14 protein-coding genes are annotated in these 16,177 nt (G+C 39.9%); 6 read left to right on the top strand and 8 right to left on the bottom strand.

Features of this window, described 5'->3' with window-relative positions; all coding sequences use genetic code 11:
• Positions 1–15: 15 nt before the first annotated feature.
• Positions 16–540 carry a GerMN domain-containing protein gene (locus tag PL9214_RS17475; protein WP_072720005.1) on the top strand — a complete coding sequence of 175 codons (525 nt, stop codon included), beginning with the start codon at positions 16–18 and terminating at the stop codon, positions 538–540.
• A 78-nt stretch (positions 541–618) separates the two neighbouring features.
• Positions 619–2,040 carry an oligosaccharide flippase family protein gene (locus PL9214_RS17480; RefSeq protein WP_072720006.1) on the top strand — a complete coding sequence of 474 codons (1,422 nt, stop codon included), beginning with the start codon at positions 619–621 and terminating at the stop codon, positions 2,038–2,040.
• Between the two features lie 40 nt (positions 2,041–2,080).
• On the opposite strand, the gene PL9214_RS17485 is transcribed toward PL9214_RS17480, so the two are convergent.
• The 6 genes from PL9214_RS17485 to PL9214_RS31980 form a co-directional block, all read right to left on the bottom strand.
• Complete coding sequence (locus PL9214_RS17485) at positions 2,081–2,572, bottom strand: IS200/IS605 family accessory protein TnpB-related protein (protein WP_281250333.1); 492 nt, start codon at positions 2,570–2,572, stop codon at positions 2,081–2,083.
• Between the two features lie 226 nt (positions 2,573–2,798).
• Positions 2,799–3,554, bottom strand: coding sequence for an acyltransferase (locus tag PL9214_RS17490; RefSeq protein ID WP_072720007.1), 756 nt, complete (start codon positions 3,552–3,554; stop codon positions 2,799–2,801).
• 22 nt (positions 3,555–3,576) lie between these two features.
• Positions 3,577–4,608, bottom strand: a complete 1,032-nt coding sequence (locus PL9214_RS17495; RefSeq protein WP_072720008.1) for an NAD-dependent epimerase/dehydratase family protein — start codon at positions 4,606–4,608, stop codon at positions 3,577–3,579.
• Between the two features lie 29 nt (positions 4,609–4,637).
• Entirely contained in the window at positions 4,638–6,221 is a 1,584-nt protein-coding gene (locus PL9214_RS32360; RefSeq protein ID WP_245824271.1) for a class I SAM-dependent methyltransferase, read from the bottom strand.
• Positions 6,222–6,257: 36 nt separating this feature from the next.
• Positions 6,258–7,937, bottom strand: a complete 1,680-nt coding sequence (locus PL9214_RS17505; protein WP_072720009.1) for a glycerol-3-phosphate dehydrogenase/oxidase — start codon at positions 7,935–7,937, stop codon at positions 6,258–6,260.
• Positions 7,938–7,970: 33 nt separating this feature from the next.
• Positions 7,971–9,266, bottom strand: coding sequence for a glycosyltransferase (locus PL9214_RS31980; RefSeq protein WP_083580059.1), 1,296 nt, complete (start codon positions 9,264–9,266; stop codon positions 7,971–7,973).
• A 203-nt stretch (positions 9,267–9,469) separates the two neighbouring features.
• Here PL9214_RS31980 and tilS point away from each other — a divergent pair, with 203 nt between their 5' ends.
• The 4 genes from tilS to PL9214_RS17530 all read left to right on the top strand — a co-directional run bounded on the left by tilS (position 9,470) and on the right by PL9214_RS17530 (position 14,830).
• A complete protein-coding gene (gene tilS / locus PL9214_RS17515) occupies positions 9,470–10,507 on the top strand; it encodes a tRNA lysidine(34) synthetase TilS (RefSeq protein WP_072720010.1) in 1,038 nt (345 codons plus the stop codon).
• Between the two features lie 83 nt (positions 10,508–10,590).
• Positions 10,591–10,956 carry a hypothetical protein gene (locus PL9214_RS17520; protein WP_072720011.1) on the top strand — a complete coding sequence of 122 codons (366 nt, stop codon included), beginning with the start codon at positions 10,591–10,593 and terminating at the stop codon, positions 10,954–10,956.
• 107 nt (positions 10,957–11,063) lie between these two features.
• Positions 11,064–11,663, top strand: a complete 600-nt coding sequence (locus tag PL9214_RS17525; protein WP_072720012.1) for a zinc ribbon domain-containing protein — start codon at positions 11,064–11,066, stop codon at positions 11,661–11,663.
• Between the two features lie 23 nt (positions 11,664–11,686).
• Positions 11,687–14,830: a transglutaminase family protein gene (locus tag PL9214_RS17530; protein WP_072720013.1), complete on the top strand. Its 3,144-nt coding sequence runs from the start codon at positions 11,687–11,689 to the stop codon at positions 14,828–14,830.
• Between the two features lie 16 nt (positions 14,831–14,846).
• On the opposite strand, the gene PL9214_RS17535 is transcribed toward PL9214_RS17530, so the two are convergent.
• Positions 14,847–15,290, bottom strand: coding sequence for a slr1601 family putative cell division protein (locus PL9214_RS17535; protein WP_072720014.1), 444 nt, complete (start codon positions 15,288–15,290; stop codon positions 14,847–14,849).
• A gap of 355 nt (positions 15,291–15,645) precedes the next feature.
• Positions 15,646–15,735 carry a photosystem I reaction center subunit XII gene (gene psaM, locus PL9214_RS17540; RefSeq protein WP_072720015.1) on the bottom strand — a complete coding sequence of 30 codons (90 nt, stop codon included), beginning with the start codon at positions 15,733–15,735 and terminating at the stop codon, positions 15,646–15,648.
• Positions 15,736–16,177 lie beyond the last annotated feature (442 nt).

Below are 16,177 nucleotides of genomic sequence, written 5' to 3' on the forward strand. Positions count from 1 at the left end.
AATCTCCTTTGAACCATGAACCGTATCCAACAGTTTTTGACCCGTTGTCTCGTTGGCGTTACTATTCTTAGCTTAAGCAGTTGTGGTACTCCTCCCGTTGACACCCCAACTCAACCGCAAGTCTCTCCTGAAGCCACAATTTCTCCTTCAACCCCACCTGAACCTCAAAAACAAGCTCTTTCCCCAGCTAACACGGTTCCAGTGACTATTTATCAGGTCGATAATCAATGTTCTGAGTTAATTCCTCGTCAAATTACGGTTCCCAAAGAACAAGCCTTAGAAACGGCGATTTCTGAGGTTTTAGAACAACAAAGCAGTTCTGATTTTCCCTTAAATTATCGCATAAATGTTGATAAAAATCAACAAATTGTCACGATTGATTTTCGGGTTCCCACAACAGCTGAACGGACGTTCAATTCTTTATCGAGTTGTGAACAATTAGCGTTATTTGGGAGTTTACGCCAAACGATTACCAGTAATCCTGACTGGCAAATTAATGATGTCATTTTTACAGAACAGGGAGAAGAAATTACTTTATAATAAAAGCTTCATGAATTTAATTAAGCTAGAGGTTTGTCTACAAATCCAAGAGTTGCTATAGTAAGTTGTGAACTTTTTATGCAATTAAATTTTTTTGTGAACCAACTTCGCCGCTTAGATTGGTCTTACCTCTATGCTTTCTTAGGAGAAGCCACTCTTGCTTTAACCTTTGTATTTTATATTGCGATCGCTCGTGTTCTGGGGCCAGCAGAATATGGAGTTTTTGCGGCTGCGATCGCCCTGGCTGCGATTCTCTCCCTATTTATTCAATTTGGTTTCCCCACCCTGATTAACCGTGAAGTCGCAGCGAATCCTGTTGAAGGGCCTAAATACACCATTCGTTTTCTACTGTTGGAGGGTTTAACTTCTATCCCCGTCCTCTTGCTGTTACTGCCTTTAGCATTAGTCTTAGGTTATGAAGGGAATGGATTAATCGTTTGTTATTTAGCCGTTTTCTCAGAAATAGCCCGTGCTGCCAAATTGACGCTGCGGGGAACTCTCAAGGGGATGGGATGGTTTAGAGCAGAAAGTATTTCGGTCGCCATCGAACGTTCTGCTGTTGTTCTCATTTCCACAGCAGTTCTGTTTTTAACTCACAATTTAGTATTTGTCGTTGGCACAATCGTAATTGTCCGTTTTTTAGACATCTTAGGACTGCTTTACTTCCTCAACCGTAAGGTCAATCTTTGGTCTAGCTTGAACTTCAACACAGGTCTAGCCTCCCTGAAAATAGCTTATCCCTTTGCCATGTCGGGTCTTCTCTGGGTTCTCTACTACCAGGTTGATTTAGTCATGATTAAAGGCATGGGTTTCGATGACCAAGCGGGACTTTATAGTGCCTCTTATCGGATTTTAGAAATTTTTTCTGCATTACCGCGTGTGATTTTTTATGTCATCTTTACGCGCCTAGCTCGTTATCACGTCAGTGAACCTCACCGAGTTCCAGAACAAATCTACAAAGCCACACGCCTTTTATTAGTGGGAGTTTTGCCCATTCTCTTAGTTGCTATCTCTATGCAGGGAACTTTAGTAGAAGTGCTTTATGGCGCGAAATATTCAGGTTCTGTTGCTTCTCTAAGAATTCTGCTTTCGAGTTTGAGTGTGAGTATGTTTGGTGTTTTTACTCAAAATTTTTTACAAGCAACGGGCCGGGAGCATTTTTTACCCCGAATGCTATTTTTAACAGCCAGTATAAACATTTTTCTCAATACCCTCCTCATTCCTCAGTGGGGCGCAGCAGGAGCCGCTTTTGCCACCTTAATGAGTGAGATTATTTTGTGCAGTGCCGGGTTCACTATTATGATTCGGGAGGGGTATCAACGCTCTACAACACGTCTGGCAATCATTGTGATCTGCTCTTTGATTTTAACTATGAGTCCTTCTTTTTTGTTGATGGGTTTATCTCCTGTTATTGGGATCGGACTGATAGGGATCAGCTTAATTACAATCCTCTTCCTCATGCAACCCAAACAATTTTTAGGAACATCACTGACCCAATAAATGCCCATTGACACTCCCCGCTCTGAAGAGACGGGGATTCTTAAGAGATTTTCACTCTTAAAGGCTGAGTCAAACAACCCCTACCCACTCCGGCAAAACCATTGTGGCTACTTTTCTTTCCGATATTGGCAGCGCCATTACAATCAGCATTAATCAAATGTCCTTGTTGAGAACAATACAATCCACGTTTAACCCGTTTTCCAGAAAATTGATATTTTTGGGACGGGTCAGGATTGTAGACGGGAATATGATCACCATCCAAGAAACTTGCCTTACTGGTGTAAGATTCTTCCTGTTCCTGATATTTCAATCCATATCGTTCACACAAGTTTTTGAGTTTTTGTCTCAAACTCCAATAGGGAATTTGAACAAAATTCTGATTGTTTTTAGCTCCGATATTGATTTCTTGTTTAATACCGGGATTAACGCCAACAATTACCGTTCCAATCTGGTGTTCAATACACCAATTAATCATGTATCGAGCCGATTTGTTCAAATAATCTCTGACAAAATTGTTGCGGTTAAGTGTCAATCTAGCTTGACGTTTTGTATTCCCCTTGATTTAATGGGAAATGGGGAATCAGAATAAGGTATTAGCCAGCCCATCAATTATCAGTCGCAAACCGTTAAAGATTTTATCTAAGTCGGTAGGCAAGAGTATTCCTACCTTTAAGCCTGCCGATTTCAACCAGATAGTAAGACCAGATTCCTATTATAGTTGAGATTAAAAATCCCTTGAATATCACCAGCCCTAGATCTTATCGGGTTTTTATAATTTTAGCGGGAACTCCAGTGGCGATCGCATATTCTGGTAAATCTTTTGTAACCACTGCACCCGCCCCGACAATACAACCTTTGCCAATTTTTACCCCATCTAAAACCGTTGAACCTGCCCCTAACCAAACATCATCCTCAATCGCCACCGCACCTTTAGTATAAACTCCTTGTTCGATCATCGGAATATCCAAACGGTCTGTAATATAGCGTCCGCCACCAATATAACAATTAGCTGCAATTAAAACGGAACGACCTATCATAATTCCAGCCCCTGATGTAATCACAGTATTGCATCCAATATCGGTTTTATTTCCGATGGTAACTCCCCCCGTTTTGCCTTGAATCACACAATTTCGGGAAATAATCACATCATCTCCTAGAGTTATTCCCTCATTCCCTGAACCACTGGCATCTAAGAGCACATAATCATCAATGGCAACCCGATTTCCGAGTGTTATTTTGTTGGGATGACGTAACACAACGCCTTGCCCTAAAATCAAGCTTTTTCCAGCCTGTTTAAACAGAGAATGATAAAGCAGTTTACGGGTGATATAACCGAGACTGCCGGGGAGGTTACTGCCCAGTAATAAGGCAAGTTCATAGGTCAGAAACGGCAAAAACTTTGTTGTGCCAACGGCCTTTTCTTGATAGCGTTTTAAAGCCGAGGATTGACTTTGATTGAGTTGTTCCGAAAGGGGAACTTTATTAATTTTTTGTTTTTCTTCAGGGGCGACCATAATTTATTGTTCAAGAATAGGTTTAAGTATTTTTGAGGGTAATCCAACCTTGGTCGAGATACCATTGAGCCAGTTCTTTTAATCCTTCTTCGTCTGAATGACGAGGTACAAAGTCTAATAGATTTTTCATTTTAGACGTATTAAAGGAGCGATCTTTGGTATAAAAAGCCAGCCGTCGCTGATAGATGGGAGGTTCAATTCCCAAGGGTCGGAAAATCATCTCAAATAGATCTCCAATGGCAAAAACTGGAGCGGCTGGAAATTTAATAAATTTAGGAGAAACGCCATAATAATCCCCAATTAAATTAACCATATTTTGGAAGGTCATGGCTTGGGGACTACCACAAATAAAGACTTCTCCAACGGCACGGGGATGTAGGGCGGTTAAAATAAAGAAGTCTGTTAAATCATCAACATGAATAAAATGCAGTAAATTCTGAGCATTTCCAATCACAGGAACCCACTTTTTAGCAACCCATTTATAGATTTTTAAGAGTCGTCTCTCTCCGGGGCCATAAATTCCAGCAGGTCGAACAACGGTGACGGGTAATCCTTCAGTTTGACCAAATTCTTTAATCCAAATTTCTCCTTCTAATTTGCTTTGCTGATAAATATCCCCTGGATCGAAAGGGGCATTTTCATCTCCTGGGGGATTTTCAATATGACCATGAACTCCAATCGTAGAAACATGAACAAAGCGCTTAAAATCTGGTTGTTTTAACGCTGCTTTTGCTAACAGTTGGGTACTCAGAACATGAACATTATAATATCCCTGATCAGGAGATTTGGCTTCCCGAAAGGGTGTAACCATGTGAAAAATATAATTAACATTTTGGATGGCTTGATTAACCAAGTCAGGATCAAAAACGTCACCCTGTAACCATTCAATGGGCATTCCCTCGAAGGGTTTGAGGTTGGAAGTAGGGCGGGCAATTGCCACAACACTCACTCCTTGATTGACTAATTTTCGTAACAATACTGAACCTGTAAATCCAGTTCCCCCAGTGACTAAAACGCGAGAACCAGGTGGTAGTTTATAGCTAGACTCTTCCATTATTTTTCCCCTATAGGACAATCAAAAATTCAACTTTTGATAAATTTAGCAATGACGGGTGAACCTAAAAGATAAGTTAACCCAGACACTCGAAAGGGCTGTTCTAAAACAGATGAGACTGTAGGTGATTTTAACGCACGATGCAGCACCATCGGGATAAAAAATTGGGGATAACGTTCCGTTTGTTTTAATCCCAAGGATTTAAAAAAGTCTACCAATTCTGATTCATCATAGGTAATATAGGTTCGAGTATTGCCTTCTAAACCTTTTTTAAATTTAAATAAATAGGGGGCAATGGAATTAACACTCCGTAGGGTGGGATAGTCAATAATGACGGCTTTTTTAGCAACGCGGCTAAGTTCACTAAGAAATTTTTGCCACTGGGTAACATGAGCTAAAAATCGATAACTAATCACCACATCAAAGGCATTATCAGGATAGGGTAAGTCCAGAACATTACCCACTTTGAAGGAACATAAATTGGCATCAATGAGGGTTTGAATGCGGTTTTTACAGATTTCATCGCTTCCTAAAACCGTGACTTGATAACCATTTTCAATCAGGGGTTTTGTTATTTGTCCGTGTCCGCCTCCCACATCTAATACCGTTGCTTGGGGATAGGCTGCTAACAGTTTTAAGGTAGCTTCTTCTTGAACTTTCAGTAACCATTGTCCCAATTCTCCCGCAAAACGTGAGGCGTAGCCGTCTGAGGAGGTTTCAATATCGGCAGTTTCAGGAAAGCCATTTGTTGAAACGATAGTTTGTTCTTGGGGTGGCATTTTTGCTGATGAATGAGAACGAATTGCTAACTGATTTTGAATAAACCGTACAGGATTTTCTAAACGGCCATAGGGTTGAATTTTTGTCTGAGAATTAAGTAAAATTTGCTTGATGCTATTTCCGGGTTTTTTGGGGTTAAATTCTCCCTCGATATTAAAGCCAAAACTTCCGGGTCGAGATGCTTGTGTTGCTAAGGATAAGGGATCAGTTCCGGGTAAAACTTGCCATCCTTTCTGTTCGGCTAGTTTAAAATAGGGAGGTCGTAACCAGAAGACAGGACGACCAGAATTATCTCCTAAAAATAGTAAGGGAATTTGATCAGAATTTAATAAATGATTCAGTAATTTTCCTCGTTTCCCGATCCATTTTCCAACACCCCAAGGCAGAACTGGAATTCCTCCTCTGTCTTGAATTTCAGTTAAAGTTGTTTCTATGGGTAAACCATCCTCAACGGTTTTGTCTGTAATTAAAGCCAGAACTTCTAATTTTTCGGCGGTCACGATTTGGCGACCTGCAATAATAAAAATACTTTGATTTTGTTGATTTTTAGCTTCTATTGAAAAGATCTCTTGAGTTTTATGAAATGTCCATCCTGCAATATTATTGGGTTGAGATTCTGCATAAATTAGAAGCTTTTTAAACTGATTTATTCCTTGAATTTCTGTTAAAAAAAGTAGAGAAGTTGGGGATTCTATTTGGGAAACCTGTTGAAAGTTTTTTAAAGCTGAGTTCAGCAGTTGATCGAGGGGAAAACAGTCATGGATATGAACATGAGCATCAATCCATATCTTCTGACTATTTTGGGTAAAAGCTTGAGTTTTAAGAAGGTTCATTTTTTTCTTGGCTATCGTTTATACTTTAGAAAAATATTAAGTGATCGCTAAAGATTGTATTCCATTACTCAAATTAATATCTTTGAGTTCCTCCTCAATTCGGGTTTGACTCCATCCCAAAGCTTCACCCATTGTTTTAGCACAAATATTAAGGGTTTCCTGAGAGATATCTCCTGCACTTCCCAATTCTGTCCGACGAAAAACAACATCACTTAATTTTTGTGCCATTTCCTCATGAATGGCATGAAGCACTTCTGCTTTAATCAATTCTGTCTCATTCAGAATTCCTTGAGAATCTGGGGAATCCTTGAGATAGTTTAACACATTAGGATAACTAGAACCATAGTTATAAACTAATCGATGAATTTGACTTTCTGTTAATCCTTGAGTTTTTCCCTCTAAGATAGCTTGGTGTAAAAAATTATTAAAACTTTCGATTTTTCCGCCGTCAATTGGTGTAATCGCTGATTTAGATTCAGGGGGGTATTGATCCCAAGTTTTAAACACAAAATCAATAGCTTTTTGAGCCACATCTCTAGCGGTTGTATATTTTACACCTAGCACGGAAATTAATCCTGGACATCCATCTTGAGTATGATCTCGGAGTTGATATTGATCTGCTAATTTGGGTTCTCCTGTTTTGGCATCAATTCCAATTCTAGGAAGCAGTCCCCCATGCACAAATGAAATGTCTTCTCGCTGTAATTTTGCGGCGGGATAGACTTGATTAATTTCGCTAATAAACTCTTGAATTTCTGCTTCTGTAATTTTAAACTGATTGGGATCTTGATCGTAAACACTGTACCAGGTTCCAATCATAGATTTACCGCGCCAAGGGGCAATAAAAAAGAAACGACTTTTCTGAACTGAACCGTTAGGTAATTGACATTTTGCACCGGAAAGACCAACGGCATAGGTATTAAATAAAGGCCGAGTGATTAAATTCATCGCTTTTGCCAAATTCAGGGGCGGTAGCGGTGATTTTTGGGGTAAAAAATTGAGAATTTGATTCAGCCAAGGGCCACTGGTATTAACAACGGTTTTCGCGCGAATCTCTAGTTCTGATGCGGTTAATTCGTCTTTAACTTTAACCCCAGTTACTCGATTTTCTGTGAATAAAAATCCGGTGACTTCTACATAGTTAGCTAAAGTTGCTCCTTGTTGTTCAGCAGACTTGAGAAACGATAGGGTTAAACGTTCTGAATTGTAAACTTGAGCATCACAAAAAATTGCTCCCCCAGTTAGTCCAGCTTCAGGAATATTAGGAAGCAATTCTTGACATTCAGCTTGAGAAATAATTCGACCATTGGGGATATGTTTTTGGGGATCGTTGAGTTGATTGCGATCGCTACTGATAATATCATTAATGAACATTCCCAGAGTCAGTGCTTCTCTCCCCTTTGTTCCGTGTCCGTAGGTAGGTACTAAAACGGGTAAAGGATGGATTAAATGCGGTGCAATTCGCATTAATGTGGTGCGTTCTTTTATTGATTCTCGCATTCGCTTAAAGTCGGCTTTTTGCAAATAGCGCAAACCACCATGAATAATTTTTAAGCTATTAGCAGAAGTCGCCCCTCCAAAATCTGCTTTTTCGACTAAAGCAACTGATAGCCCCCGCAAGCTGGCATCCCAAGCGATACACGCTCCATAAATGCCTCCTCCAATAATTAAAAGATCATAATTATTTTCGGTCAAGGCTGTTAAATTTCTTTTCATAACCTAATGATAGGAAACTGAAACCGTGACAAGTTACTCCTGGTTATATCCGACTGACACGGAGTTTGGCAAGAGTTCCTGTGTCAATTCATTATAAAGGCGATTTGATTGTTGACGGAATGCACTATAACTATATTTTTCGTGAACTAAAGCTTTTCCTGCTTCACCGAGTTTTGTTCTCAAGGTTTCATTGGTAATTAAATTCACCATCCCTTGAGCAAATGCTTCAGGTTCGGGTATTGCGAGTTGAGCAACTTCAGGATTTAAAACTTGAGTATGGGTAAATAAATCGGTGGCTAAAACGGCTTTTCCACTATCGAGGTAGGAATAAATTTTCATCGGTGTATTCTTCCCTTTGGTGCGGGGAGAAACTAAAATATCGGCTTGGGAAAGATAGATATCGAGTTCGCTAGCAGGTTTTTTACCCAGGAAATGAACGTTATGATCAATACCGAGTTGTTGAGCTTTTTGTTGATAGAATTCAACGTCTTCTGGTTCTCCCCCAACAATGACTAAATCTGCTTTTTGAGTTTGTTTAAGGGTCAGCGCAAAGCTATCGAGCAATAAATCAATGCCTTGATAGCTTTCTAAATTCCCCACATACATCATCAGTAGATGATTAATGTTTAAATTCTGTTTCAAATCTTCAGTGAGTTGATTGGGATTTGATTTCAACAAAGAAACATCGGGAAGCAGAACGACTTTTTGTGGCTTATACTCAGCAATATCATTTGCTAAAGCTTGACACACTGGGACAACCGCTTGTGCGTGTTTAACGGCTAATCCTTCAAAGGTATTGAAAACTGATTTCAAGGGAGATAATTTTGGATATTTTTCGATCATCTGTTGGGCTACAGAAGAATCCATGTCATAAATATAGGGGGTTTTAAAGAGGAATTTAATCAGGAGGGCAATGAAAACGGTTTCTTCAATGGCATGAATTAAATCATATTTTTTCTGAAATGTTAGTTGTAAAACTTTAAATAGCATCAAAACATCATAAACTAACTTTTTCCAAGAAAACCCGGGTCGAACATTGCTACATCCTGGAAATTTGGTGGTGCGATATAAGGTTGTATTACTATAAGTTACATTTTGCCCTTCAGGATAGGCAACAACATCAATTTTGTCTCCCCGTTCTGATAAAACTTTTAGAAGCATATCATCGGCAATGGGAGAGCCTCGATCTTCATAAAAAGGGTGAGGAATCAGAAATAATATATTAAGATGCGTTTTATTGTTAGAAACGGATAATGGGGATGAAGTTTGAAAAAGTATGCTCTCAACAGGGTTCGTTTGATTTAACTCCAATTCTTGATTTAATTGCATAAGCTTCCCCTATATACCTATACCCAAGGAGTTATAATAATCAATGTAAAGTTAGCGGGCATCCCCCAAAAGTGGTAAAAAAAATGAGCCTAATAAATGAAATAAACGATTTCATCAATAAGCTAAAGATTCTATCCTTCTTTTATGACTAAAGAGAATTTGAACAGCGTCAGCTTGACGAGGAAGTGTCAATTTTTAAACTAATGTCAAATTCTTTAATTTGGACTTTTTTACACAGCCAACTTCACCAAACTTTACGAGATCGTCAACTGTTACCTCAGTCTCAACGGCTGTTGGTGGCGGTATCGGGGGGTCAAGATTCTGTGTGTTTACTGAAATTGTTGTTAGACCTGCAACCGAAGTGGGGATGGGAATTAGGGGTGGTTTACTGTGACCATCGTTGGCGGTCTGACTCCGGTGCTAATGGGGACTATATCGCACACCTTGCCGAGTCTTGGCAATTACCGTTTTATCGAAGGGTGGCGACGGAAATTCCTAATAGTGAGGCAACGGCTCGGCAATGGCGTTATCAAGTTTTGGCTGAAATTGCCGAAGAATATCATTATCCAGTTATTGTTACAGGTCATACAAAAAGCGATCGCGCGGAAACCTTACTTTATAATTTAATCCGGGGTAGTGGTTCCGATGGTTTACAAGCTTTAACTTGGCAACGTTCTCTACACTTAGAATCTCCTATTCTTAAGCCAGATTTAACGGCTTCTATTCAGTTAGTGCGTCCCTTATTAGAGATTTCTCGTGAACAAACCGGGCAGTTTTGTCAAGAACATCACTTAAAAATTTGGGTTGATACTACCAACGAAGATTTACATTATGCGCGCAACCGAATTCGTCAAGAACTTTTACCGTATTTACAAACTCATTTTAATCCTCAAGTTGAATCCCATCTCGCCCAAACAGCCGAATTATTACGAGCAGAAGTTGACTATTTAGACTCATTAACAGAAACCCTTTTTCAGCAGGTTGTAGTCTTTGAAAAGGAAAGTCAAAAACCCTTAAAAATAAATCGATTGATCTTACGTCAAACCCATGAAGCTTTACAACGTCGAGTCAGTCGAAAAATTTTACAACAGGTTATGTCAAAAACTCCTAACTTTGAACATATTGAAAAATTAAAAGCTTTAATTTCAGCCCCCAATTGCAGCCAAACTGATCCGTTTCCAGGAGGAGTGATCGCCTTTGTAGATAAGGAGTGGATCGTCTTTAATTTTAAACTTTCTTGAAATAAATTCCCCCTCTTGACAAAACTATTCATCATGATAAATATAATTTTATACCAATTCTAGTTTTTGGTGAGGAGTCAGTCATGATTAGTCTATTGAGGAAAAATAAATCCCTTTCTATCTTGTTACTAGCAACAGCCGTATTTAGCCCCGGAATTAGCTTAATATCTTCAAAAGCGATGGCACAACCAGGGGCTGTAACGATTAAATTGATCAATGGAACTGATAAAGTGATGACCCACTTTTATGCCTCTCCTCCCAGTACATCAGATTGGGAAAATGATATTCTTGGTGCTGATGTTCTTAACCCTGGCGAGAGTATAACTATCAACATAAATGATGGCCGAGAAGATTGTGACTATGACTTTCGAGCTATCTTTCAAGATGGCACTGAATCTGTAGATGCCGCACAAAAAGTTTGTAGCGGTGAAGAATACACCTATCAATAACCTTTGGCTGGGGTCATTTCTAATACAATTGTTAAGAACCTTTCTCCTTTGCAAAACACAGTCCTACAATGCACAGTAGAACAATAACTTGACAAAGGAGCCTTCCTATGGCGTATGTATGCGAACTAGGGGCGGGTCAAAGAGTTTATTTAGAAAATCAGGGTGTGCAAACCGTTGTCACCTTGATTAGTAGTAGTCCAGGACAACAGCAACAAGCCAGTAGCAGTTTTGCGACCGGAGTTTGGAGTTCACCTCCCCAGGTGTTCCAAACTCCTTATGGTATGATGCTCAAAATCCTATCCGAGCAAGGGGAAAAAACCTTACAAATTCAAGGAAGTAGTGTCAGTGTCATCAGTGGAACCCCCTCGATGAACAACTCTGAACAACTACCTGTGCATGAAGTCACCAGTTTACCTGTGTCCCCGATGCCAGGAATAGAAGTGATGAAACCCCTGAAACCCATGAGTTCGATGGAACCGATGACTCCGATGACCCTGAGTCCGATGGAACCGATGAAACCCCTAGAACCCATGAACCTAAAAATGGGAGATATGCAGATGAGCATGAACCCGATGGAAATGCGAATGGGGAATATGGAACTGCGAATGGGGGCATCTGCACCCAATAAACAGAAGTTTTGCAGCCAATGTGGAACATCGGTCAAACCCGAAGACCGATTTTGCTCCAGTTGTGGACATCAGTTATAAGCCATCAGTCATCAGTCAAGAAAATGTCTATTAAAGTTAGTTTAAACCACCAGATTTGCTATCAGTTTGAACGTTCTGTGATTCTAGGGCCTCATACGATTGGGTTGCGCCCCTCTCCCCATTGCCGGACACCAATTTTGAGTTATGCTCTCAAGATTGCCCCCTCTGACCATCAACTAACATGGTTACAAGATCATGATGGAAATTTTTTGGCTAGAGTTAACTTTCCTCAAAGCACTGATTCTTTAAAAATTGAAGTGGATTTAATAGCTAAAATTCAGCCTATTAATCCCTTCAATTTTTTTATTGAACCCGATGCTTCAAACTATCCCTTTCAATATCAACCTCGTCTGGCTCAAGAATTAATTCCTTTTTTAGAAATTCGGGAAGCAGGAGAATTATTAACTCAGTGGGTTAAAATTAATCATAAAAATAATGTTTATACCCTTGATTTTTTACTAGATTTGAATCGAAAATTAGCGGAAATAATTGAATATAAAGTTAGATTTGAACCCGGAATTCAAACCTGTGAAGAAACCCTGGAGAAAAAAATCGGTTCCTGTCGAGATACAGCTTGGTTATTCGTACAAATTTTACGCCATTATGGATTAGCAGCGCGATTTGTTTCGGGATATTTAATCCAACTGAGTAATGATATTCCCCCTCTGGATGGGCAACCTGGGCCATCGAATGATAATGCTGATTTACACGCTTGGGCGGAGGTTTATTTACCTGGTGCGGGTTGGCTTGGACTTGACCCCACATCGGGTTTAATGGTAGCAGAAGGTCATATTCCCTTAGTTTGTGTTGCTGACCCCTTAGAAGCTCGTCCCGTTTACGGAACCTTTGAACCTGCTGAGTCAAAATTAGACTTTTTTGTCACGGTTTCTCGTTATCATGAAATTCCTAGGGTAACAAAACCTTATACAGAAGAACAATGGCAAAATATTCATGATTTAGGGGAAAAAGTTGAAGCTGATTTACAGCGTTTAAATGTGGGTTTAACTATGGGAGGAGAACCGACTTTTGTTTCTATTGATGATTTTGAATCTCCCCAATGGCGAATTGCAGCACTCGGAGAAGAAAAACGTCAACTGGCTGGAAAATTGCTCACCCGTTTACAAGATAAATTTACTCAAAAGGGGGGATTACTTCATTATGGATTAGGCAAATGGTATCCGGGGGAAGCACTACCCCGTTGGGCGTTAGGGTGTTATTGGCGAAAAGATGGAATTCCCTTATGGCGAAATCCCGAACTCTATGCCCAAGAGGAGCAAGATTATGGTTATATTCAACAAGATGTTTTAACGTTTATTGAAGCTTTAGTTAAAAATTTAGGCGTAAAATCCGAGTGTATTATTCAGGCGTATGAACCTAACTCTAATACCATTGCTGGATATACCTTACCGATTTTATCAATCGTTAAAAATAACGCAATTCGCTGGAGTAGTTGTCGTTGGCGGTTGCCTAACTCCAATAAAATTGAACTATTAACCGGAAATTCTCCCATTGGGTTTCGTTTACCTTTAAGCTCTTTAAATTGGCACGCAGATGAACTTGAACAAGAAGCGGTTCTCCCCTTAACTCATCCCCCCATTGTTCCCAGTTCTGAACCTTTAGAATCTCCCATTAATTCTATTCGAGTAGCTTTAAGTGTAGAAGCAAGACAGGGAAAAATTCACGTTTTTTTACCTCCTGTAAGCTCGGCGCGAAGTTTTGTAGATTTAGTCGCCACGATTGAAAATACAGCCGCCCAGGTTCAATATCCCGTTATTTTAGAAGGATATACACCCCCAGCGAATAGCGGGATTATTGGGTTTCAAATTACTCCAGACCCCGGCGTGATTGAAGTTAATATTCATCCCGCTTCTAATTGGAAAGAATTAGTTGAAATTACCACAACGTTATATGAAGAAGCGAGATTATGCCGTTTAGGAACGGAAAAATATCTCTTAGATGGACGACGGATTCCAACGGGGGGTGGTGCCCATGTTACCATTGGTGGAAAAACGGTTTATGATAGTCCATTATTACGCCGTCCTGATTTATTAAGAAGTTTAATTACTTATTGGCAAAATCACCCTTGTTTAACATTTTTATTCGCTGATTTATTTGTTGGGCCAACCAGTCAATCACCCAGGGTAGATGAAGCCAGACATGAGAGTTTATATGATTTAGAAATCGCGTTCCAAAAATTAAATTATAATGCAAATATTTCTCCTGAATTAGTCGATAGATTATTAAGGAATTTATTAATTGATATTACGGGTAATACTCACCGTTCTGCTTTTTGTATTGACAAATTGTACCCCATTGAAAATCATAGAAATCAATTGGGATTATTAGAATTTCGAGCCTTTGCGATGCCTCCTCACCCCCAAATGAGCTTATTACAATTGTTATTAATTCGGGCGTTAGTGAGTTGGTTTTGGGAAAAACCCTATCATTATCCATTAATTCGTTTGGGAACTACTCTACATGATCGATTTATGTTACCGTATTATTTAGGAGAAGATTTAAAAGCGATTTTAAGGGATTTACAAATTATTGGTTATGATTTTGATTTTGATTGGTTTGCCCCATTTTTTGAATTTCGGTTTCCCCGTTATGGAGAAATTATTAAAGAAGGAATTGAACTAGAACTGCGTCATGCCATTGAACCTTGGCACGTTTTAGGGGAAGAAACTGCATCGGGAAATACAGCCCGTTATGTGGATTCTTCCATGGAAAGATTGCAAGTTAAATTAACGAATGCGTTAGGAAATTCCCCAAATTTTGACAGTTATTCGGCTCGATATATTGTCACTTGTCAAGGTCGTCCCATTCCGTTAAAATCTACTGGAAATCTAGGGGAATATGTGGGGGCGGTGCGATTTCGGGCGCGACGATATGCCTCAATTTTACATCCCGATCTTGAGCCCCATAATCCTTTAATTTTTGATATTGTTGATACTTGGGCAGAGCGTTCTATTGGGGGCTGTACTTATTTTGTTAACCCTCCCGACGGGAAAATCTATCAACAATTTCCCGTTAATCATCGAGAAGCTGAAGGCCGAATGTTAGAACGATTTATGGAAATGGGGCATACATCAGGATTGATGAAAATTCCGCCTTTACATCTTAATCCTGAATATCCCTTAACCTTAGATTTGCGTCAAATTCCTTAATTTATACCCGTAATTTTTATTCTAAACCTGCATAGGTTGTTGCAGAATCATCCGGCACTTCTGCGGCTTCTTTGGGGCTGGGTTCTATCCAAATAATCGGCTTTTGACTCGGATCAATTCGGTTGCCTTGTTCCTGCATAATACTTTGAGTTTGCTGGGGATCAAAATAGCGACTGAATTCTTCCCTTTCTTTGGCTACTCGTTCTTCGGTCATTTTCACCTCAGCCCGAATATCCTGAACTTTTTCCGAGACTGAACGATGGTGGGGTAACATCTGAATTAAGGCTGATATAGAAAAAGCCGATAAAATTAAATTTACCCCTAACTTAACTGTTGTTTCCACCGTCAATAGGCGTCGGTTCTGCTGGGTGCGTCGTTGCTGAGAAATTCGACGGGTACGGGGACGACGAAAGGGAGAAGCAGATGGAATCGTTTGGGGAATAGGTCGAGTCGCAGACATGATCTTTTGATTCGGGTAACAATTGAGATCAGCAACGGTCGGAGTAAATTTTAGGTTTCCCGAAAACAACTTAAAAATTACAGCAGTCGCCAAGGCAGTTAGGACATAGACTGATGCTAAAACTGTTCGCAGAAAACTCTTTTCCTGCCTGTTCCCTATTCCCTGTTCCCTGTTCCCTGCTATAACATCGAATTCGGATTCCCATAAAAAAACCGTCTCGACAGTTTGACCGAGTTAACACACAATACTCTATCCCATTCGGATAGTCATTGTCTGCACTCTTAACATTTTCTGTCGAGACAGCTTGAGGAAGTGACCCGTTACCAGTGAATTCTCACCAGTAAGTTCCAAATTTCTATTTATACAGTTCTGTAGCCAAACGGAAGGCTAAAATTCCAGGAATCAAGGCAATAACTAGGGCAATAAACACCTGAGTATCTGTCATTTTTGAATAGCTCCTTCATAAAAGTAGGATGGGAGTGTGTAAACGAGCGCCTCTTTAGACAACAGAGGAAACACGACTCAGGGGATAAATTCCCCGTGAATATTGGATTGGGAACCGACACAAATTGTTTGATTTGCCGATTCCCGGTTTTTTTGGGATTTCTCCCACTCCTATTACTAGGGTAATGTTAGCTTCGCCAATGTTATCGGTCGGTAACTATCTCAAAAGCACTGTCTTACCCCTCGTAAAACTGTTTAACTTTTAAGTTCCAGAGCAACGGACTAGCTTCGCATCCATTGGTGGGTCTTTAACACTTGCCGATAACGTAGTCAATTAAGACTATAGCTGGTCAGCTATCCAAAGTTAGAGGCATGTTGGCGAAGCCTGCGCTCCGCGCATAGCCCCGTCTCTTTAGAGCGGGGTGCTGACAAATTGAGATAAT

Source organism: Planktothrix tepida PCC 9214 (assembly GCF_900009145.1).
Lineage (GTDB): Bacteria > Cyanobacteriota > Cyanobacteriia > Cyanobacteriales > Microcoleaceae > Planktothrix > Planktothrix tepida.